This window comes from Leifsonia aquatica, assembly GCF_014190775.1.
GTDB classification, from domain to species: Bacteria; Actinomycetota; Actinomycetes; order Actinomycetales; family Microbacteriaceae; genus Leifsonia; species Leifsonia aquatica.
In genome coordinates this window covers 358,398-377,407 of sequence record NZ_JACHVP010000002.1, presented here as the reverse complement: position 1 = coordinate 377,407, position 19,010 = coordinate 358,398, and the positions used below count along the sequence as shown (strand labels likewise).

Here is a 19,010-nt window from a genome sequence, read left to right as displayed (position 1 = left end):
CCGAGTCCCTTTCCCCTCGCGCGACCTGGCGATCTACTCTAACCCGCCCGGCCTCCCGATTCCCTCTCTGCACAGGCCCCTAGGATGGCCTCATGGCTGGGGATGAGTCGGGGCACCGCACGCGCGCCCTGATCCTCTGGTCCGGGATCGGCCTCCTGCTGATCCTCGCGCTCGTCGCCGCGTTCGCGGCCGTGCAGCGCACGTACTACAGCGCCTCCGGGTTCGTCACCGGCTACGTGCAGACGCTCGCCGCCCACGACGTCGCCTCCGCCCTGGCCATGCCCGGCGCCGCCCCGACCGCGACCGCGCTGACGAAGGCCGGCCTCCCCACGGACGCCTCCCACGAGCTCCTCCGCGCCGACCTGCTGCCGCGGATCAGCGACATCGCCGTCGTCTCCGACCGCGCGCTCCCGAGCGGCGAGCACAGCGTCACGGTGCGCGCGAAGTCCGACGGCCACGCCGTCACCGCGACGTTCTCCGTCGAGCAGTCCGGATCGGTGCTCGGCATCCTGCCGCTCTGGCGGTTCGCGACCACCCCGCTCAGCGTCGCGCACGTGACCGTCGCCCACGCCCAGGACTTCACCATCGCATCCCACACCGTGAGCCCGCGCGCCTCGGCACCCGATCAGCCCGCGACCGCCTTCAGCGTCGCCGCCGACTACCTCCTGTTCGCCCCGGGCCGCTACGAGCTCGGTCACACCTCGAAGTACCTCGACGCCGCCCCGGCCGTCGTCCTCGCGAAGCCCGCCAGCACGGTCGAGACCACCGTCGACGCCCAGCCGACCGCCGCCTTCACCGCAGCCGTCCAGAAGCAGCTGAACGCCTTCCTGGACCAGTGCGCGACCCAGCAGGTGCTCCAGCCGGCCGGCTGCCCGTTCGGCGTCGAGATCGACGACCGCGTGCAGGGCCTCCCGGCGTGGACGATGGCCACCTACCCCGCGGTGCACCTCACCGCCGGTCAGACAGCGTGGACGATGGATCAGGCCGTCGGCGTCGCCCATCTCTCGGTCACGGTCCAGTCCCTCTTCGACGGGACCGTCTCGCAGCGGGAGTCCGACGAGCGCTTCGCCGTCTCGCTCACCAGCGTGGTGATCCGCAGCGACGGATCGCTCGACATCGTGGTGGGGCAGTAGCCGCCCCGGCTGTCACTGCTGCTTGGCCCCGTCGCGTTCCGCCAGCCGGGCGAGCTGGTCGTTGTACGCACGCAGCTCCGCCTCGTTCGTGCGGTCGGCGTTGCGGTCGCGGCGTCGCGTCTCCCGCTCGTCGCTGCGGCTCCATTGGATGGCCACCACGATGGCGAGGATGACCGTCGGGATCTCGCCGATGCTCCACGCGATCCCCCCGCCGGTCTGCTGGTCGACCAGGGGCGAGTCACCCCACGTGCGCCCCATGGCCCCGAACCAGTCGGCCAGCAGGAGGCCGTGCATCTGCATGATCGAGAGGCCGAAGAAGGCGTGGAACGCCATGGTCAGCAGCAGGAGCAGCAGCCGGAACGGGTACGGGAGCCGGAACTTCACCGGGTCGATGCCGATCAGCGACTGGACGAACAGGTAGCCCGTGATGAGGAAGTGGACGACCATCCACTCGTGGCCGATGTGGTCCGTCGTCGCCCAGCGGAAGATGGGCGTGTAGTAGAACGCCCAGAGCGAGCCCGCGAACAGGATGGCGGCGACGATCGGGTTCGAGATGATGCCGGCGAAGCGCGAGTGCACCGCGAGCAGGATCCATTCGCGTCCACCGCGCGAGCCGTCGTTGCGCTTGCGGATGGAGCGGGCGGCCAGTGTCACGGGTGCGCCCGGCACGAGCAGCAGCGGCACGGCCATCGTCAGCACCATGTGAGCCGACATGTGGGCCGAGAAGAGGTACTTCTCGTAGACGTTCACCCCGCCGTTGGTGATGTAGAAGAGCAGGGCGATACCGAGCACCCAGAGCACCGTGCGGTAGATCGGCCAGGCGTCGCCGCGCTTGCGGAGGCGCCAGACCCCGGCCAGGTAGAAGAAGAGGGCGAAGGCGCAGGCGAGCACCCAGAGCAGGTCGAAGTTCCAGCTGGTGAAGAGCCGGCCCCAGGTCAGCTCGGGCGGGAGCTTCTCGCCGGTGAGGATCTCGGCCGGCGTCGGTGTCGCCGCGCGCGTCTGGGGCACGGGCGTGACCGTGCGCGCGAGCGCCGCCGCAACGCCGGAGGCGATGCCCATGAAGGCGAGCTCGGCCGTGACGATCCACCAGAACGTGCCGCGCTTGCCGCCGGCCTTGAGCCGACCGATCAGGATGCGCCGCTGCGAGACGCCGAACAGGCCGAGCACGACGAGCACCGCGACCTTGACCAGCACGAGGATGCCGTACGGCGTCGCCAGCTGGGCCAGGTTGCCGATGCGCAGCTCGGCGTTCACGTAGCCGGAGGCGGCCACGACGATGAACGCGATGAGCGCGATCGACGAGTACCGCTCCATCACGGTGACGAGCCGGTCGCCGCCGAAGACGCCGCGCAGCACGATGATCGTCACCAGGCCGCCGAGCCAGATCGCTGCGAACAGCACGTGGAGGCCGAACGAGGTGACCGCGGCGTCGTGACCGGCGGCCTCCGCGCTGTGCCCCTGCTGCGCCATGGGGACCACGGCGGCCATCGCGAGGATGGTGACGAAGATGAGCGCCGTGTGGTTGCGCACCGCGAAGCAGAGCACCGTGACGGCGGCGGCGATCAGGGTGACGCCGAGCCAGGCCTGCCCGAGCGAGACGCTGGTGATGAACGAGCTGAGGCCGTTGCTGAACGTCTCGTCGAACGACCACGGGACGTTCGAGACGCTCACGAAGGTGAAGAGTCCGGTCGCCGCGGCGGCCACGGTCATGACGGCCGCGCATCCCGCGGCGAAGTCGAGCGCCTTGCCGAACTCCTCGCGGTCGGGCGCGAAGACGAAGCAGACGAGCACGAGCGCGCCGACCACGCCCGACAGGCTGAGGTTGACCAGCAGCGTCGCGATCGGGAGGCCCCAACGCACGAGGGCGCCCGGGTCGGCGAGCAGGGGAGCGTTCGCCCCGCCGCCGAAGGCGAGACCGGCGATGACCGACACCAGGGCGGCGACGAGCAGCGCGGCAGGGCCGATCACACGGACGATACGGGGCACCCGTCCAGCCTACGTCCCCGGGCCTGGACGCCCGCCCACAGCAGATCGCTCCTGGAGGCGACAGCGCCCGGATACGCGACGAGGGCGGCACCGCTGTGCGCGGCGCCGCCCTCGGGCAAAGCGAGTGAGACTACTTGACGGCAGCCTTCAGCTTCGAGCCCGCGGTCAGCTTGACGCGGTGGCCGGCCGGGATCGAGATCTCGGCGCCGGTCTGCGGGTTGCGGCCCGTGCGGGCAGCGGTCTCGGTGCGCTCGGCGGCGAGCCAGCCCGGGATGGTGACCTTGCCACCGGCGGCGACGGTCTCGGAGATCGTCGCGAAGAACGCGTCGACGACACCGGAGACGGTGGCCTGGCTCTGCCCCGACGCCGCGGCGACGGCAGCGACGAGCTCGGTCTTGTTCAGCGACTTGTCAGCCATTGAGTGTCCTCCTCGGACGTTGTGCTGGATCTACAGCTTGCAGTGGAACAGCCACGGCCGCGGAGGGCCATAACGGTTGGTCGGATGACCGCCTCGAATGTATCAGGAATCCGCGGAAACACGCGGATTTTCGGCGTTTCTCACGGCTCTTTCACCTCGAGGAGGGGTCCTGGCCGACCGCCCGGCGGTACCGATCGGCGATCTCGCGGAGCAACGGGACCAGTTCCGCGGGCGACTCGACGGTGAAGTCCATGCCCAGCATCCCGACGTATGCGGCGACCGTATGGAGACTGTCGCCGCCCGTGAGGAGCACGGAGTGGGTCGCGTCGACGGCCTCGACGGCACCGACCGCCGGGTTGATCCGCGCGAGGACGGCCTCGGCGCTGGCGTCGACGCGCAGTCGCACGTGCACGTCCCAGCCGCTGTGGGCCGCCTGCCGCACCGCGAATGCCGCGAAGTCGCCGTGCGGGAACGGCACCGGCTCGAACGCGCGCCTGGTCGGCATCCTGAGCTCCAGGTGGTCGAGCCGGTAGCTCGCCCACGCGTCGGCCTCCGGGTCGCGTGCCACGAGGTACCAGCGGCGCTGCCAGCTGAGCAGCCGGTACGGCTCGACCAGCACCGGGCGGCCGCGGTGCTCGAAGCGCAGCCAGTGCCGGCGGTGGATGGCATCGGCCACCGCTCGCAGCGCCGCGGGGGAGACCTCCGGGTCCTCCGCGTCGCTTCCCGTGTTCTCGGACGCCGGCTCCATCGACGTGGACACGGCCTCCACCGCGGGTCGCAGCCGCTCCGGGAGCATCTGCTCGAGCTTCGCGAGCGCGCGCCCTCCCGCCTCCCCGATGCCGGGCAGACGCGCTGTCGAACGCAGGCCGACCGCTGTCGCCACGGCCTCATCGTCGTCGAGCAGGAGAGGGGGCATCCGGCCGCCCGAACCGAAGCGGTAGCCGCCTCCCGGGCCCCGCGCGCCGTCGACGGGATAGCCCAGCTCGCGCAGCCGCTCGATGTCCGTGCGCACCGTGCGCTCGGAGACGCCGAGCTCGGCCGCCAGCTCGGGGCCCGATCGTCCGGAGGGCGTCGCGAGCAGTCCGAGCAGGGCCAGGATGCGCATCGCGGAATCGCTCATCACACTCTCCGAATTCAGGAAGTCATACTGCCGTTATCGACCATAGCGTGGGATCTATGGAAACCAACACCACCCTCGCCCTCCGCCCGTTCACGATCCGCGTCGACGAGTCCCAGCTCGCCGATCTGCGCGAGCGTCTCGCACGCACCCGGCTGCCGCAGCCCGCGCCGGCCGACGACTGGAGCACCGGAACCCCCAACAGCTACCTGAGCGCCGCCATCGACCGCTGGCGCGACGACTTCGACTGGCGCGCGGTCGAGGAGAAGCTGAACGCACGGCCGCACTTCCTCACGGAGATCGACGGCCAGACCATCCACTTCCTCCACGTGCCCTCATCCCGGCCCGACGCTCCGGCGCTCCTGCTCGCCCACACCTACCCCGGCTCCTCCGCCGACTTCCTGGGCCTCATCGACGCCCTCGCAGCGGACTTCTCCCTGGTGATCCCGGACGCGCCCGGGTTCGGCTGGTCGCAGCCGGTCACCGAGAGCGGATGGACGACCGCACGCGTCGCCGCGGCCTACGACACCCTGATGCGCGGCCTCGGCTACGACAGCTACGGCGTGCACGGTTCCGACAACGGCGCCCTGATCGCCCGCGAGCTCGGCCTCCTCTCCCCGGAGGGCTTCCTCGGCCTCCACGTGCAGCAGCTCTTCGCGTTCCCGTCGGGCGACCCCTCGGAGTTCGAGCGCCTCGAGCCGCAGGACTACGCGGGCCTCGAGCACATGAAGTGGTTCCAGTCCGTCGGCGCCTACAACGCGATGAACTCCTCCCGCCCCCAGACCATCGCGGCGGCGCTCAGCGACTCCCCGCTCGGGCTCCTCGCCTACAGCGAGCTGTTCGAGTCGTTCGGCAACGGCACGTCGCGGGTGCCGCTGGACTCGGTGCTCACGGCGGTGAGCATCGCGTGGTTCACCAACGCCTCCGCCGGCATGAGCCGCGCCTACTACGAGAACGCCATCGTGCCGCCGTCGACCGCGGTCAACGCCGCGCGCACCGGGGTCGCCGTCTTCGCGGACGACTTCCAGACCATCCGGGTGTTCGCGGAGCGCGACAACTCCCGGATCGTGCACTGGAGCCGGTTCCCGGAGGGCGGCCACTTCGCCGCCCTCGAGTTCCCCGAGGTGCTCGCCGACGACATCCGCTCGTTCTTCACCGCCTGACGTCGCCCGAGAACGCCGAAGGGGCGCCCGGCATGATGCCGGACGCCCCTTCGTGCGTCAGTCGCTGGTTACCAGCTGGACTTGGTGATGCCGGGCAGCTCGCCACGGTGCGCCATGTCGCGGAAGCGAACGCGCGAGATGCCGAACTTGCTGAGGTTTCCGCGCGGACGGCCGTCGACGGCGTCGCGGTTGCGGACGCGGATCGGCGAAGCGTCGCGGGGGAGCTTCTGCAGGCCGAGGCGCGCGGCCTCGCGGGACTCGTCGGAGCCGTTCGGGTCGACGAGAGCCTTCTTGAGCTCGGCGCGGCGGGCGGCGTAGCGCTCGACGACGACCTTGCGCTGCTCGTTCTTGGCGATCTTGGACTTCTTGGCCATGTTTAGCGCTCCTCTCGGAAGTCGACGTGCTTGCGCACGACGGGGTCGTACTTCTTGAGCACGAGACGGTCAGGGTTGTTGCGACGGTTCTTGCGGGTCACGTAGGTGTAACCGGTGCCCGCCGTCGAACGGAGCTTGATGATCGGACGGATGTCCTGCTGCTTTGCCATTAGATCTTCTCCCCACGGGCCAGGAGGTCCTTGACGACGGCCTCGATGCCACGGGCGTCGATGACCTTGATGCCCTTGGCGCTCAAGGTGAGGGTCACTTTACGGCGAAGCGACGGAACGTAGTACGTCTTCTTCTGGATGTTCGGATCGAACCGGCGCTTGTTGCGACGGTGCGAGTGCGAGATCGAGTGACCGAAGCCTGGAACGGCTCCCGTCACCTGGCACACTGCTGCCATTGCTTTCTTCTCCAATACCGTGAGGCCGGACGGCCTCACCCAAGGTCACTTGTCGGCGCACGACTTCCCCACGCTTGGAAGGGTGTGAGGGGTTCGTACGCGATCTGAGCAGGAGGAGCCCACTCAGCCAAAGAACAACTCTACGACACGCCCGGGCTGCTGGCAAATCCGGCGGAGCAGTTCTCGCACAGGCCGAAGACGTCGACGACATGCTGCGCCTGCGTGAAGCCGTGGGCGGCCGCCGCCGCGCGCGCCCATTCCTCGACGGCGTCGGCCTCGATCTCGACCGTCAGACCGCAGTTGCGGCAGATCAGGTGGTGATGGTGGCCGCCGGTGCAGGCGCGGTACAGGCTCTCGCCCTCGGGCGACTGCAGGGAGTCGGCGTCGCCCTCGGCCGCCAGATCGGCGAGCGCGCGGTAGACGGTGGCGAGGCCGATCGGGGAGCCGGTCTCGTGGAGGCTGAGGTGCAGCGATTGCGCGCTGATGAAGCCCTCCGTCGAGGTCAGGGCCTCGCGGACGGCCTCCCGCTGCCAGGTGTTGCGCTTCACGGTCTCAGGCTAGCCCGCCTGGCTCACGAGACGCCGTGAACCGCGTTCCCGCCGCACGCCGATCACGCGGCAGACGACGTAGATGACGAACGAGATGGTGGTGACGTACGGGCTGATCGGCAGCGAGCTCCCGAGCGCCAGCATGATGCCGCCGACCACCGAGACCAGCGCGAAGACGACGCTGAGCACCGGGACGCCGATCGGCGACGACGAGACGCGCATCGCCGCCGCGGCCGGCGTGACGAGGAGCGAGAGCACCAGCAGCGCGCCCACGATCTGAACCGACACGGCGACCGCGAGGCCGAGCAGCACCATGAAGGCGAGTGCGACGAACCGGGTCGGGATGCCGCGGGCGGCGGCGACGTCCGCGTCCAGGCTGTCGAAGGTCAGCGGGCGCCACATGAGCAGCAGCCCGATCAGCACGACCACGCCGATCCCGATCAGCCAGCCGAGCTGCGGGTCGTCGACCGAGACGATCTGGCCGGTGAGCAGGCCGAACTTGTTCGCGCTGCGGCCGGGGTAGAGCGCCAGGAACAGGATGCCGAGGCCCAGCCCGAACGGCATGAGCACCGCGATGATCGAGTTGCGGTCCCGGGCCTTCGCGCCGAGCAGGCCGATCAGCACGGCCGCGATGAGGGAGCCGAAGAGGGAGCCGACCACGACGTTCGCCCCGAAGAGCAGCGCGGCGGCGGCCCCGGCGAACGAGAGCTCGCTGATGCCGTGCACGGCGAACGCCATGTCGCGCTGCATGACGAAGACGCCGATGAGACCGCCGACGACGCCCAGCACGGCGCCCGCGAAGATCGAGTTCTTCACGAGCGCGAGCAGCTCGCCGTAGTCGGCGAACGAGAACAGCTGCGACCAGAGGTCGCCCGAGGCGGCGAGGTGCATGATCATGGGGCCGGCTCCGGGTGCGGTGCGGTGGTGTGAGCGTGGTGGGCGTGCGTCTCGGAGTCGGGGATGCCGACCACGACGATGCGCCCGCGGCTGCGGATGACGTCGACGGGCGTCCCGTACAGGTCCGTCAGCACCTCGCTGCGCAGCACCTCGTCGGGGGTGCCGGTGCGGAACCGGCCGCCGGCCAGGTAGAGCACGCGGTCGACCATCCCGAGCACCGGGTTGACGTCGTGCGTCACGAAGACGACCGCACTGCCGTTCTCGCGCCGGCGCCGGTCGATCAGCTCGCTGACGCCGCGCTGGTGCTGCAGGTCGAGGGAGAGGAGGGGCTCGTCGCAGAGCAGCATGGCCGGGTCTCCGGCGAGCGCCTGGGCGACGCGCAGCCGCTGCTGCTCGCCGCCGGAGAGGGAGCCGACGGGTGCATCCGCGTAGCGGCGGGCGCCCACGGCGTCGATGAGCTCGTCCGTACGGGCGCGGTCGGCGCGGTTGGGCAGCGGGAACCCCCAGCGGTGGCCGTCGACACCCAGGCGCACGAGATCCCGCGCGCGCATCGGCGTCCCGGCGGGAATGAGCTTCTGCTGCGGGATGTAGCCGATCCGGCGATCGCCGCGGCGCACGGGGTGGCCGTCGAACGCGATCGATCCGCCGTCGAGCCGCTGCTGGCCCAGGATGGCGCGCAGCAGGCTGGTCTTGCCCGAGCCGTTCGGGCCGAGCACCGCGACGAACTCGCCGGCGTGCACGTCGAGGTCGAGGCCGCTCCACAGGGTCCGCTCGCCGAAGCCGAGCGAGGCGTCGCGCAGCTGCAGCACGACACCTCGCTCGGTGGGCGCGGGGACCCGCGCGAGAGGTTCGGTCATTCCCCGAGTGCCTTGGCCACGGCGTCGACGTTCGCGTTCATCCAGCCGATGTAGTCCTTGCCGCTCGGGAGGGTCTCGGTCACCGGCACGACGGGGACGCCGGCCTGCTTGGCGGCGGCGAGCACCTTCTCGGTCTCGGGGCCGCTGGTCTGCTCATTGTAGGCGAGCAGTTTCACGGAGCCGCCCTGGATCACGCCGAGCATCTCCTGCAGCACGGCGGGTGAGACGTCGGTGCCCTCCTCGATCGCCTCGCTGAAGGCCTCGGGGGTCTTGTTCTCGAGACCGGCGGCCTCGAGCAGGTAGAGCGGGACGGGCTCGGTGATGGCGACGCCCTCGCCCGCGTACGTGGTCTTGAGCTCGGCGGTCCGGTTCTCGAGGGCGGTCAGCTTCTCGCCGAACGCCTTCGCGTTCGCGGTGAACGTCGACGCCTGCGCGGGGTCGGCCTTCGAGAGGGCGGTGACCAGGTCGTCCGCCAGCTTCTGCACCGTCGGGAAGTCGTACCAGACGTGCTCGTTGAGCTCGCCGTCGACGGCCTTCTTGCCGGAGATGTCGACGACGTTCAGGACGGTGCGCTTGTCGTTCGGCGCCGCCTTGAGCATGGTGCCGACGAAGTCGTCGTAGCCGCCGCCGTTCTCGATGACGATGTCGGCCTTCGAGATGGCGAGCTGGTTCTGCGCGCTCGCCTCGAACGAGTGCGGGTCCTGCGCGGGGTCGTCCATGATCGAGGTCACCTCGACGGCGTCGCCGGCGATGGTGGAGGCGATGTCGCCGTACACGTTGGTGCTGGCGACGATGCGGACCTTCCCGTCGTCGGCGGACGAACCGGAGGAGGCGGCGGAGCAGCCGGTGAGGGCGAGGGCCGCGGCGGCCGTGAGGGCGATCGCGAGGAGGGGGCGCTTCTGCATGAGCGGGACCTGTCTAAGTCTGCGTTGCTGTGTCGTGTTCGTGGGCACCGGTGATCGGGCCACTACGAAACTACGCCTTGTTGAGAATGATTGTCAAAATCAACTCCGCGCCTGCAGCGCCAGCCACGCCAGTGCCCGGTCCTCGGCGCTCGTCATCGACAGCCCGGTGAGCTCCTCGATCTTCTGCATCCGGTTGCGCAGCGTGTGCCGGTGCACGCCCAGCTGCGTCGCCGCGGCCTCCCAGCTGCCGTTCTCGGCGAGGAACACCCGGAGCGACTCCAGCAGCTGCCCGTCTGCCTCCGCCGCGAGCGGCCGCAGCGGCTCGACGAGCGCGGTGACGGCCGAGGAGGGGAGGGCGCGCAGCAGTTCCGCGACGCTGGCCATGCGCGCGAACTCCACGGCGGGGCGGTCGTCCGCCAGCGCGACCCCGACCGCGCGGTCCGCCTGTGATCGCGCCTCGGCGAGCGCACCGGGAGCGGCCGGGGCGCTGATGCCACAGCGCACGGGGACGAGCTCGGTCGTCGCCGCCACCACGACGCGGTCGATCCACGCCGGCACGGCTTCCGGCGCGATCACCACCACCACGTCGCCGTCGAGCATCCCGGCGACCGGCGGCAGCTCCAGCTCCTCGAGCCAGTCGAGGGCCTTCGTCTCCAGCACGACCGCGCGCGAGCGCGACTTCACGATGCAGACCACCAGCTCGCCGCCGGTGAGGCCCCAGCGGGAGGCGACCGAGCGCGCGAGCGACGCCGGGGCGTTCAGGAGCACCTCCACGACGTCCTGCCGGGCGAGCTGCTCGAGGCGGGCATCCCGCTTCGGGAAATAGGTGAGGTCGAGGAGCGCCGCCGCCTGCGTCGACAGGTCGCGCGTGCGGCTCGTCGCCCCCCGCCGTGCCGAGACGACCAGGGTCGCGCGCGGATCCTCCGCCCGCCCGACCGGGAAGGTCTGCAGCTCGGGATTGCGCTGGCGGCGGCTGCGCTGCGTCGCAGCGGTGACGGCGTCGTCGATGTGGATGCGCCCGGCGCCGACCGCCGCGATCGGCTCGCCGTAGCGATCCACCAGCACCGCCCAGCCGTTCAGGAGGCGCGAGAGGGTCGTCACGACCCCTTCGGTGCCACCACGGCGCGCGGCCAGGGTCAGGGAGATGATGCCGCTGGAGACCAGCCGCGCCTCGGCCGCGTCGACGACGGGGGAGGTCGCGGCGTCGGCGTCCATGACCTTCCTCTCCTCCCGCTCGCAAGCACGGGATGACGTTTCGGCGTGCGCGCGGCCGCGGGGTGGACGAAACGGCGGGTATCCGGTGCTGAGCACGGCTCATAGCATTTCCACCATCGTAATGACGCGCCCCGAACCCCTGAGGAACCCGCAGTGAAAGCCATCGTCTTCGACAGCACCGACAGCTCCATCGAGTACACCGACGTCGACCTCGCCGAACCCGGCGCGGGGGAGGTGCGGGTGCGCATCGCGGCCGCCGGCGTCTGCCACTCCGACCTCCACGTGCGCCGCAACGAGTGGGACGCACCGTCGCCGCTGGTGATGGGCCACGAGGGCTCCGGCGTCGTGACCGCCGTCGGCCCCGGCGTCTCCACCCTGGCCGAGGGCGACCATGTCGTGCTCTCCTGGGTCGCCCCCTGCAACGAGTGCCGCTACTGCCTGGCCGGCCACGAGGCCCGCTGCCAGGTCGCCGCCAACGTGGTCGCCCCGAACGGCGTGCTGCAGGACGGCACCTCGCGCCTGTCGATCGACGGCGAGCCCCTCCACCACTACCTCGGCGTCTCGTCGTTCGCCGAGGAGGCGGTCGTGCCCGCGTCCGGTGCCATCAAGGTGCGCGACGACGCCCCGCTCGACGTCATCGCGCTCGTCGGCTGCGCCGTCGCGACCGGGGTCGGCGCGGTCACCAACACCGCCGCCGTCGAGCCCGGCTCCATCGTCGTCGTCATCGGCTGCGGCGGCGTCGGACTCTCCGTCATCCAGGGCGCCCGCCTCGCCGGCGCCTCGCGCATCGTCGCCGTCGACGTGCGCGCCGAGAAGACGGCGCTCGCCCGCCGCCTCGGCGCCACCGACGAGATCGACGCCTCCAAGCAGGACGCCGTCGAGGCGCTCCACGAGATCCTCCCCGACGGCGTCGACTACGCCTTCGACGCCATCGGCAACACCGCCACCACCGAGCAGGCCATCCGCATGCTCGGCCTCGGCGGCGCCGCGGTCATCGTCGGCCTGCCCCCGACGGGCGCCCGCGCCTCGTTCGAGCCGCTCGTGCTCGCGGAGGCCGACCAGCGCATCCTCGGCTCCAACTACGGAAGCGTGCGGCCGTCGATCGACATCCCCGCGCTCGTCGACCGCTACATGGACGGCGACCTGGAGCTCGACCTGCTCGTCAGCGGACGCCGTCCGCTCGCCGAGGCCGAGCAGGCGCTCGACGCCCTGCAGGAGGGCACCGCGCTGCGCACCCTGCTCATCCCCTGAGCACCCGCCCCACCCCATCCAGCCCCACCTCCTCCCGTCCTCATCCCCCGAAAGGCAGGACACCGTTGTCTTCGACCGAAACCACCACCCCGGCACGCCCGGACGCGAGTGAGAGCGGCCTGCGCCGCGGCGCCATGGGCGGCGCCGAGCTCGTCGCCCAGGCCATCGCCAACATCGCCCCCTCCGCCGTCATCGCCTTCACCGCCGCCGCCATCTTCGTCACGGCCGGCAAGGGCACCTGGCTGTCGTTCGCCCTCGCGACCGTCGTCATCCTGGCCGTCGGCTACTGCATCTCGCAGTTCGCCAAGCGCCGCGCCTCCGCCGGCTCGCTCTACAACTACGCGGCGGCCGGCCTCGGCCCGTTCGGTGCGTTCCTGACAGGCCTCACCCTGGTGATCGGCTGCTTCGGGATCGCCGCCGGCTCGCTGAGCGGTGCGGTCATCCACTTCGGCGCGTTCCTCAACCAGATCGGCGTCGGCATCAGCGGCGTCGCCGGGCAGGTCCTCATCGCGGTGGTGCTGGGCGGCCTGGCCGCGCTCTTCACCGTGTGGGGCGTGCGCGTCTCGGCCCGGGTCTCCCTGGTGCTCGAGATCGTCTCCGTCACGATCATCACGATCCTGCTCGTCATCGCCCTGGCGAACGCCGGGCCGGCCGCGTTCGACCCGTCGCAGTTCTCGCTCGAGGGCGTGGAGCCGCAGGGCGTCGCGATCGGCATGGTGCTCGCGATCCTCGGCTTCGTCGGCTTCTCCAGCGCCGACGCCCTGGGCCGGGAGGCGCGCAACCCCTTCAAGGCCATCCCCCGCGCCATCATGTGGAGCGCCCTCGGCGTCGGCGTGCTCTACGTCTTCGCCGCGTACACGCAGGTGGTGGTGCTGGGCGACAAGCTCGGCGAGTCGGTCAGCCCGCTCGACGACATCGCGACGATCGTGGGCCTGCCCAGCTGGTTCAACCCCATCCTGAACCTCGGCATCGCCGCGTCGTTCTTCGCCGTCGTCGTCGCCCCGCTCAACGTCATCGGACGCATCGTCTACGTGATGGGCAAGGAGGGCGTCGCCCCGAAGTACCTCGGCACCACGCACGCCAAGCTGCTCACCCCGCACCGCGCGCTGCTCGTCTTCGCGCCGCTGGTCATCCTGGTGCCCGTCGTGCTCTACCTGTTCGGCGTCGACGCGAACGACGTCCTCGTGTGGGTCGACACCTTCGGCACGTTCGGCTACATGGTCGCCTACGCGGCCGTCGCCATCGCCGCCCCGATCTTCCTGCGCCGCATGGGCATCAAGAACTGGCTCGTCTGGCCCTGCGTGGTCGTGGCCGTCGGTGGGATGGCGTACGTGTTCTGGGTGAACGTCGTGCCGATCCCCGCCTTCCCGCTGAACATCATCCCGCTGCTGTTCCTCGTCGCCGTCATCGCCGGCGTCGGCCGCTACGCGTGGGTGAAGAAGAACCGGCCGGACGTCATCGACGCCATCGGCTCGACGGAGACCGACGTCCTGGAGGGCATCGGCTGACGTCTCGCGAGACCTCGGTATCCCCCACCGAGGAGGCCCCGTCCGGTCGATCGTTCACGGTCCCGGGCGGGGCTTCTCGCTGTCCGGCGGCTGACGTGGCAGCGGGAGCCGCGACGCAGGCTCAGTCGAGCAGGAGCGCCGGCTCCTCGATGATGGAGGCGACGTCGGCGAGGAAGCGCGAGGCGACGTCGCCGTCGACCACGCGGTGGTCGAACGACGCGCCGACCGTCGTGACGTAGCGCGGACGGACCCCGCCGTCCACGACCCACGGCTTCTGCTTGATGGTGCCGAGCGCCACGATGCCGACCTCGCCCGGGTTCAGGATGGGCGTGCCCGTGTCCATGCCGAAGACGCCGATGTTCGTGATCGTGATGGTGCCGCCCGCCATGTCCGACGGCGGGGTCTTGCCGTCGCGCGCGGTCAGGGTGAGCTGCTCGAGCGACTTCGCGAGGTCGAGGAGTGTCATGCCCTGCGCCTCCTTGACGTTCGGGACGATCAGGCCGCGCGGCGTGGCCGCGGCGATGCCGAGGTTCACGTAGTGCCGGATGATGATCTCCTCGTCGGTCCACGTGGAGTTGACGGTGGGGTTGCGGCGCACGGCCCAGATGATCGCCTTCGCCACGATGAGCAGCGGGGAGATCTTGATGCCGACGAAGTCGGCCGAGTTCTTGAGGCGCTTGATGAACTCCATCGTGCGCGTGGCGTCCACGTCGACGAAGAGGCTGACGTGCGGGGCGCTGAACGCGCTCGTGGTCATCGCGTTCGCGATGGCCTTGCGCACGCCCTTGACCGGGATGCGCTCCTCACGGTCGTCCGGCCACTCCGGGGTCTGGATGTTGCGGAAGACGCTCGCCTGGGTCGCCTCGCGCAGCACGTCGTCCCGCGTCACGTCTCCGATCGGTCCGGTCGGGGTGACCGTGGTGAGGTCGACCCCGAGGTCCTTGGCGAGCTTGCGGATCGGCGGCTTGGCGATCACGGGGGCACCGGTCGAGACCGCGTGCCCGGCGGGGGCCTGAGCGCTCGGCGAGGCGGGCGCCGACGTGGGAGCGGCGGCAGCCGGGGCTGCAGCGGGGACCGGCGCCGCAGCGGGCGCTGGAGTCGCAGCCGGTGCCGGGGCTGCGGCGGGCGCAGCGGCAGCAGGAGCAGAAGCAGGAGCAGCAGCGACCGTCGCCTGCGTGACGACCGGCAGAGCGGCGGTCCCCGGGTGGGAGACCCGGCGGCGACGGCTCGTGCCGTGGCCGGCCGAGCCGTAGCCCACGAGCACGGCCCCCGGCTTCGGCTCGTCGACCTCGTGCGAGACGCTGGCAGCCGCATCGGCGGCGGCCTCCGCCACCTCGCTCACGGGAGCGGCGGGCTCGGCGGATGCGGCCTCCCCCGTCACGGTGATGATCGGGGTGCCGACCTCGACGGTCTGGCCCTCGGAGACGAGCAGCTCGCCGACGGTCCCCTCGAACGGCGACGGCAGTTCGACGAGCGACTTCGCGGTCTCGATCTCGACGATCACCTGGTTGACCGCGACCGGCTCACCCGGGGCGACCTTCCACGAGACGATCTCCGCCTCGGTCAGACCCTCGCCCACATCGGGCAGCAGGAACTGGGACTCGCTCATGTGCGACTTCTTTCGGTTGGCGCGCTCAGTAGGCGAGCGCGCGGTCGACGGCCTCGAGGATGCGGTCGGCGTCGGGGAGGTAGACCTCTTCGAGCTTCGCCGGCGGGAACGGGGTGTCGAATCCGGCCACGCGCAGGATGGGCGACTCCAGCGAATAGAACGCACGCTCGGAGACGGTCGCCGCGATCTCGGAGCCGAGCGAGACGTTGCCGGGCGCCTCCTGCGCGACGATCAGGCGGCCGGTCTTCTGCACCGACTGGACGACGGGCCCGTAGTCGACGGGGGAGAGGGAGCGCAGGTCGACGACCTCGATGCTCCGGCCCTCCTCGGCGGCGATCTCGGCCGCGCGCAGCGCGACGCTCACCATGCCCGCCCAGGCGACCACGGTCACGTCGGTGCCGGTGCGCACGACCCGGCTGGCGTGCAGCGGGGTGTCGTTCTCGACCAGGTCGACCTCGCCCTTGGGCCAGTAGCGGCTCATCGGCTCGAAGAAGATCACCGGGTCGTCGGACTTGATGGCCTCCTGGATCATCCAGTAAGCGTCGTGCGGGGTCGACGGCGCCACGATCCGCAGGCCGGCGGTGTGCGCGAAGTACGCCTCCGGAGCCTCCTGGTGGTGCTCCACGGCGCCGATGTGGCCGCCGTGCGGGATGCGGATCACGATCGGCATCGACACGGCCCCGCTGTGACGGTTGGTCATCTTGGCCAGCTGGGTGGTGATCTGGTCGAAGCCGGGGAACACGAAGCCGTTGAACTGGATCTCGACGACGGGCCGGTACCCGCGCATGGCGAGCCCGATCGCGGTGCCGACGATGCCGGCCTCGGCGAGCGGGGTGTCCACGACGCGCTGCGAGCCGAACTCCTTCTGCAGGCCCTCCGTCACGCGGAAGACGCCGCCGAGCGGGCCGACGTCCTCGCCCAGCACGAGGACCTTCGGGTCCTCGGCGAGCGCGCGACGCAGTCCCGCGTTCAGCGCCTTGACGAGGGGGAGGCTCTGCACCGGCGGTTCCGGAGCGGCGGGTGCCGCCGGGGTCTCGACCGCGGTCTCCGTCTCGTCCTCGGACACGCTCTCGGCGACCGGCTCGGCCGACGACTCCTCGGCCGCGACATCCGCGGCGCTGACGTCGTCGATCGAGAACTCGCGCGCCCACTCCTGCTCGGCCACGTGCTGCTCGAGCACGCGCGAGTCCGGGTCGCTCTCGACGATCTCGACCACGTCGATGGCCTCCGTGTCGGCCTGCGGCTCGCTCGGCGCGTCGTGCGCCGGCTGCCCCTCGTGACCGTCGATCAGTTCGGCCTCCACGTACTCGGCCTCACTCCGCACCTCGTTCACGCGTCACCTCCGAAGGACGACTCGTACTCCTCGAGCCAGCGCCGCTGCTCCTCCATGACGGGGTGCGGCTCGCTGTAGACGTTGTCGAACATCGACTGGATGGGCGGGGGGCCCAGCTGGAGGGTGCGCTTGCGCACGTCGGCGGCCAGGTCGGCCCCCTCCTCCTCCGCGCTGTCGAAGAACGCCTGGCCCATGCCCTGCTGCTCCAGGAACGTCCGGAAGCGCAGGATCGGGTCGCGCTCCGCCCAGTAGGCGGTCTCCTCGTCGGTGCGGTACTTGGTCGGGTCGTCGCTCGACGTGTGGGCGCCGATCCGGTAGGTCAGGGCCTCGATCATGCTCGGGCCCTCGCCGTTGCGGGCGTCGTCGAGGTGCTTCGCCGTCACCGCGTACGAGGCGAGGACGTCGTTGCCGTCCACCTGCACGCCCGGGATGCCGAAGCCGCTCGAGCGCAGGTACAGCGGGGTGCGCGACTGCGTCGACACCGGCACCGAGATGGCCCACTGGTTGTTCTGCAGGAAGAAGACCTGCGGGGTCTGGTAACTCGCGGCGAAAACGAACGCCTCGCTCACGTCGCCCTGGCTGGTGGCGCCGTCGCCGAAGTAGGCGATGACGGCGGCATCCTTCTCGGGGTCGCCGGTGCCGACCGCGCCGTCGAACTTGATGCCCATCGCGTAGCCGGTCGCGTGCAGCGTCTGCGAGCCGATCACGAGCGTGTAGAGGTGGAAGTTGTTCACCGCCGGGTCCGTCGGGTCCCAGCCGCCGTGCGTCACACCGCGCAGAAGAGCGAGGATGCCGACGGGGTCGATGCCGCGCACCATGCCGACCACGTGCTCGCGGTAGGAGGGGAATAGGTGGTCCTGGGGCTTCGCCGCGTGGGCGGAGCCGACCTGGGCGCCCTCCTGGCCGACGCTCGGCACCCACAGGCCGAGCTGGCCCTGGCGCTGCAGGTTCGCCGCCTCGGTGTCGAAGGCCCGCACGCGCACCATGTCGCGGTAGAAGCGGCGGTAGTCGTCTTCGTCGAGGCGCTCCAGGTAGGGGAGGTACTCGCCGGCCGCGTCGCTCGGCTGGAACCGGCCGTCAGCTGTCAGCAGCTGGACGGTGTTCGCCGGGCGCGGAGTATCGTTCGTCGCAACCACCGTTCTAACCTAACCGCTTGGCAGGGTGGTCATTTGGTAGGTTCCGCACAAGATCGGCGGCCACCTCAAGGAGTTTGTCCACAGATTCCTGCTCTCCCACACTGATCCGGATGCCCTCACCCGCGAATGCACGCACGGTGAGCCCGGCATCGAAGAAGGCGTCGTTCGCGATGTCGGTCTGCGCGCCGGTCGCGAGCCACACGAAGTTGCCCTGCGCCTGCGGGACCACCCAGCCCTGCTCGACCAGCGCATCCCGGAGCCGGTCGCGCCGCATCGCCACGCGGGCGACGCGCTCCATCAGCTCGTCCTCGGCCTCGATGGAGGCGATGGCCGCGACGCGGGAGGCGTCCGTCACCGACAGCGGGATGGCCGCCGAGCGTGCTGCGTCGAGCACCGCGGCCGGACCGACCGCGTAGCCGATGCGCAGAGCAGCGAGGCCGTAGGCCTTGGAGAACGTGCGCAGCACGACGAGGTTCGGGTAACGCGAGAGCAGGGGAATGCCGTCCACCGAGCCGTCGACCGTGACGAACTCGTAGTAGGCCTCGTCCAGCAGCACCAGGAGGTCGCCCGGCACCGACGCCATGAACGTCTCGAACTCCGCCGCGGTCACGACGGGCCCGGTCGGGTTGTTCGGCGTGCAGACGATCACGACGCGCGTGCGCTCGGTGATCGCCGCCGCCATGGCCGTGAGGTCGTGCCCGCCGTCGGCGCGGTTCGGCACCTGCACGCTGGTCGCGCCCGCCACGGTCACGAGACCCGGGTACGCCTCGAACGACCGCCACGCGTAGACGACCTCGTCGCCGACGCCGGCCGCGGCCGAGATCAGCTGCGCGAGCAGCGCGACCGAGCCGCTGCCCAGGTGCACCTGCCCGACGTCGACGCCGTGGCGCTCGGCCAGGCGAAGGCGCAGGTCGGCCCCACCGGCGTTGGGGTAGCGGTTGAGCTCGCCCAGGGTGGCGGCCACGGCCTCCACGACGGAGGGGAGCGGCGGGTACGGGTTCTCGTTGCTCGACAGCTTGAAGCCGTCCGCCGGTGCGGCTCGTCCCTGCCGGTAGGCGGGGACCGCCACGATCTCGGGCCGGAGCTTCACGCCGAGCGCGTCTTCGGAAGTCACCTGACCAACTTAGTCTCGCCCGCATTCCTCCGGGGGAATT

General features: G+C 70.7%; 19 protein-coding genes. 4 read left to right on the top strand and 15 right to left on the bottom strand.

The genetic code is table 11. The features are described from left to right. Positions 1–92: 92 nt before the first annotated feature. Positions 93–1,133: a hypothetical protein gene (locus FHX33_RS11710; protein WP_021760171.1), complete on the top strand. Its 1,041-nt coding sequence runs from the start codon at positions 93–95 to the stop codon at positions 1,131–1,133. 12 nt (positions 1,134–1,145) lie between these two features. Here FHX33_RS11710 and FHX33_RS11705 read toward each other — a convergent pair whose 3' ends face one another. The 3 genes from FHX33_RS11705 to FHX33_RS11695 all read right to left on the bottom strand — a co-directional run bounded on the left by FHX33_RS11705 (position 1,146) and on the right by FHX33_RS11695 (position 4,657). Further along, positions 1,146–3,119: a bifunctional copper resistance protein CopD/cytochrome c oxidase assembly protein gene (locus tag FHX33_RS11705; protein ID WP_211235388.1), complete on the bottom strand. Its 1,974-nt coding sequence runs from the start codon at positions 3,117–3,119 to the stop codon at positions 1,146–1,148. 130 nt (positions 3,120–3,249) lie between these two features. Then, positions 3,250–3,537 carry an HU family DNA-binding protein gene (locus FHX33_RS11700; protein ID WP_021760167.1) on the bottom strand — a complete coding sequence of 96 codons (288 nt, stop codon included), beginning with the start codon at positions 3,535–3,537 and terminating at the stop codon, positions 3,250–3,252. 151 nt (positions 3,538–3,688) lie between these two features. Next, positions 3,689–4,657, bottom strand: a complete 969-nt coding sequence (locus tag FHX33_RS11695; protein ID WP_021760164.1) for a helix-turn-helix transcriptional regulator — start codon at positions 4,655–4,657, stop codon at positions 3,689–3,691. Between the two features lie 56 nt (positions 4,658–4,713). On the opposite strand from FHX33_RS11695, the gene FHX33_RS11690 reads away from it, so the two are divergent. Beyond that, entirely contained in the window at positions 4,714–5,817 is a 1,104-nt protein-coding gene (locus FHX33_RS11690) for an epoxide hydrolase family protein (RefSeq protein ID WP_021760162.1), read from the top strand. A 68-nt stretch (positions 5,818–5,885) separates the two neighbouring features. On the opposite strand, the gene rpsN is transcribed toward FHX33_RS11690, so the two are convergent. The 8 genes from rpsN to FHX33_RS11650 all read right to left on the bottom strand — a co-directional run bounded on the left by rpsN (position 5,886) and on the right by FHX33_RS11650 (position 11,019). After that, positions 5,886–6,191: a 30S ribosomal protein S14 gene (gene rpsN / locus FHX33_RS11685; protein WP_021760160.1), complete on the bottom strand. Its 306-nt coding sequence runs from the start codon at positions 6,189–6,191 to the stop codon at positions 5,886–5,888. A gap of 2 nt (positions 6,192–6,193) precedes the next feature. After that, positions 6,194–6,361 carry a 50S ribosomal protein L33 gene (rpmG, locus tag FHX33_RS11680; RefSeq protein ID WP_021760158.1) on the bottom strand — a complete coding sequence of 56 codons (168 nt, stop codon included), beginning with the start codon at positions 6,359–6,361 and terminating at the stop codon, positions 6,194–6,196. After that, positions 6,361–6,597, bottom strand: coding sequence for a 50S ribosomal protein L28 (gene rpmB, locus FHX33_RS11675; protein WP_021760156.1), 237 nt, complete (start codon positions 6,595–6,597; stop codon positions 6,361–6,363). The genes rpmG and rpmB overlap by 1 nt, the downstream gene beginning before the upstream one ends. Before the next feature lie 140 nt (positions 6,598–6,737). Continuing rightward, positions 6,738–7,145, bottom strand: coding sequence for a Fur family transcriptional regulator (locus FHX33_RS11670; RefSeq protein WP_021760154.1), 408 nt, complete (start codon positions 7,143–7,145; stop codon positions 6,738–6,740). 9 nt (positions 7,146–7,154) lie between these two features. Then, the gene (locus FHX33_RS11665) at positions 7,155–8,042 is read right to left on the bottom strand and encodes a metal ABC transporter permease (RefSeq protein ID WP_021760153.1); all 888 of its coding nucleotides are present in this window, start codon (positions 8,040–8,042) and stop codon (positions 7,155–7,157) included. Continuing rightward, positions 8,039–8,899, bottom strand: a complete 861-nt coding sequence (locus FHX33_RS11660) for a metal ABC transporter ATP-binding protein (RefSeq protein ID WP_021760151.1) — start codon at positions 8,897–8,899, stop codon at positions 8,039–8,041. The genes FHX33_RS11665 and FHX33_RS11660 overlap by 4 nt, the downstream gene beginning before the upstream one ends. Further along, on the bottom strand, positions 8,896–9,804 hold the full coding sequence (locus FHX33_RS11655; RefSeq protein ID WP_021760149.1) for a metal ABC transporter solute-binding protein, Zn/Mn family: 909 nt from the start codon (positions 9,802–9,804) through the stop codon (positions 8,896–8,898). Before FHX33_RS11655 ends, FHX33_RS11660 begins: the two co-directional genes overlap by 4 nt. A gap of 99 nt (positions 9,805–9,903) precedes the next feature. Then, positions 9,904–11,019, bottom strand: a complete 1,116-nt coding sequence (locus FHX33_RS11650; RefSeq protein ID WP_183428534.1) for a PucR family transcriptional regulator — start codon at positions 11,017–11,019, stop codon at positions 9,904–9,906. A gap of 153 nt (positions 11,020–11,172) precedes the next feature. On the opposite strand from FHX33_RS11650, the gene FHX33_RS11645 reads away from it, so the two are divergent. Beyond that, positions 11,173–12,270, top strand: coding sequence for a zinc-binding dehydrogenase (locus tag FHX33_RS11645; RefSeq protein WP_021758108.1), 1,098 nt, complete (start codon positions 11,173–11,175; stop codon positions 12,268–12,270). Between the two features lie 65 nt (positions 12,271–12,335). After that, entirely contained in the window at positions 12,336–13,778 is a 1,443-nt protein-coding gene (locus FHX33_RS11640) for an APC family permease (protein WP_039921081.1), read from the top strand. 121 nt (positions 13,779–13,899) lie between these two features. Here FHX33_RS11640 and FHX33_RS11635 read toward each other — a convergent pair whose 3' ends face one another. The 4 genes from FHX33_RS11635 to FHX33_RS11620 all read right to left on the bottom strand — a co-directional run bounded on the left by FHX33_RS11635 (position 13,900) and on the right by FHX33_RS11620 (position 18,970). Beyond that, complete coding sequence (locus FHX33_RS11635) at positions 13,900–15,387, bottom strand: dihydrolipoamide acetyltransferase family protein (protein WP_183428532.1); 1,488 nt, start codon at positions 15,385–15,387, stop codon at positions 13,900–13,902. Positions 15,388–15,412: 25 nt separating this feature from the next. Then, positions 15,413–16,387 carry an alpha-ketoacid dehydrogenase subunit beta gene (locus tag FHX33_RS11630; RefSeq protein ID WP_039923930.1) on the bottom strand — a complete coding sequence of 325 codons (975 nt, stop codon included), beginning with the start codon at positions 16,385–16,387 and terminating at the stop codon, positions 15,413–15,415. A 329-nt stretch (positions 16,388–16,716) separates the two neighbouring features. Further along, a complete protein-coding gene (gene pdhA / locus FHX33_RS11625; RefSeq protein ID WP_021765239.1) occupies positions 16,717–17,856 on the bottom strand; it encodes a pyruvate dehydrogenase (acetyl-transferring) E1 component subunit alpha in 1,140 nt (379 codons plus the stop codon). Between the two features lie 4 nt (positions 17,857–17,860). Further along, positions 17,861–18,970 carry a histidinol-phosphate transaminase gene (locus FHX33_RS11620; protein ID WP_021765238.1) on the bottom strand — a complete coding sequence of 370 codons (1,110 nt, stop codon included), beginning with the start codon at positions 18,968–18,970 and terminating at the stop codon, positions 17,861–17,863. Between the last annotated feature and the right edge of the window lie 40 nt (positions 18,971–19,010).

Excerpts from the sequence above, each read along its gene's own strand:
- FHX33_RS11710 (WP_021760171.1), top strand. The coding sequence starts at position 93 with ATGGCTGGGGATGAGTCGGGGCACCGCACGCGCGCCCTGATCCTCTGG.
- FHX33_RS11635 (WP_183428532.1), bottom strand. The coding sequence starts at position 15,387 with ATGAGCGAGTCCCAGTTCCTGCTGCCCGATGTGGGCGAGGGTCTGACC.
- FHX33_RS11695 (WP_021760164.1), bottom strand. The coding sequence starts at position 4,657 with ATGAGCGATTCCGCGATGCGCATCCTGGCCCTGCTCGGACTGCTCGCG.
- FHX33_RS11650 (WP_183428534.1), bottom strand. The coding sequence starts at position 11,019 with ATGGACGCCGACGCCGCGACCTCCCCCGTCGTCGACGCGGCCGAGGCG.
- rpsN (WP_021760160.1), bottom strand. The coding sequence starts at position 6,191 with ATGGCCAAGAAGTCCAAGATCGCCAAGAACGAGCAGCGCAAGGTCGTC.
- FHX33_RS11690 (WP_021760162.1), top strand. The coding sequence starts at position 4,714 with ATGGAAACCAACACCACCCTCGCCCTCCGCCCGTTCACGATCCGCGTC.
- FHX33_RS11700 (WP_021760167.1), bottom strand. The coding sequence starts at position 3,537 with ATGGCTGACAAGTCGCTGAACAAGACCGAGCTCGTCGCTGCCGTCGCC.
- FHX33_RS11655 (WP_021760149.1), bottom strand. The coding sequence starts at position 9,804 with ATGCAGAAGCGCCCCCTCCTCGCGATCGCCCTCACGGCCGCCGCGGCC.
- rpmB (WP_021760156.1), bottom strand. The coding sequence starts at position 6,597 with ATGGCAGCAGTGTGCCAGGTGACGGGAGCCGTTCCAGGCTTCGGTCAC.
- FHX33_RS11660 (WP_021760151.1), bottom strand. The coding sequence starts at position 8,899 with ATGACCGAACCTCTCGCGCGGGTCCCCGCGCCCACCGAGCGAGGTGTC.
- rpmG (WP_021760158.1), bottom strand. The coding sequence starts at position 6,361 with ATGGCAAAGCAGCAGGACATCCGTCCGATCATCAAGCTCCGTTCGACG.
- FHX33_RS11665 (WP_021760153.1), bottom strand. The coding sequence starts at position 8,042 with ATGATCATGCACCTCGCCGCCTCGGGCGACCTCTGGTCGCAGCTGTTC.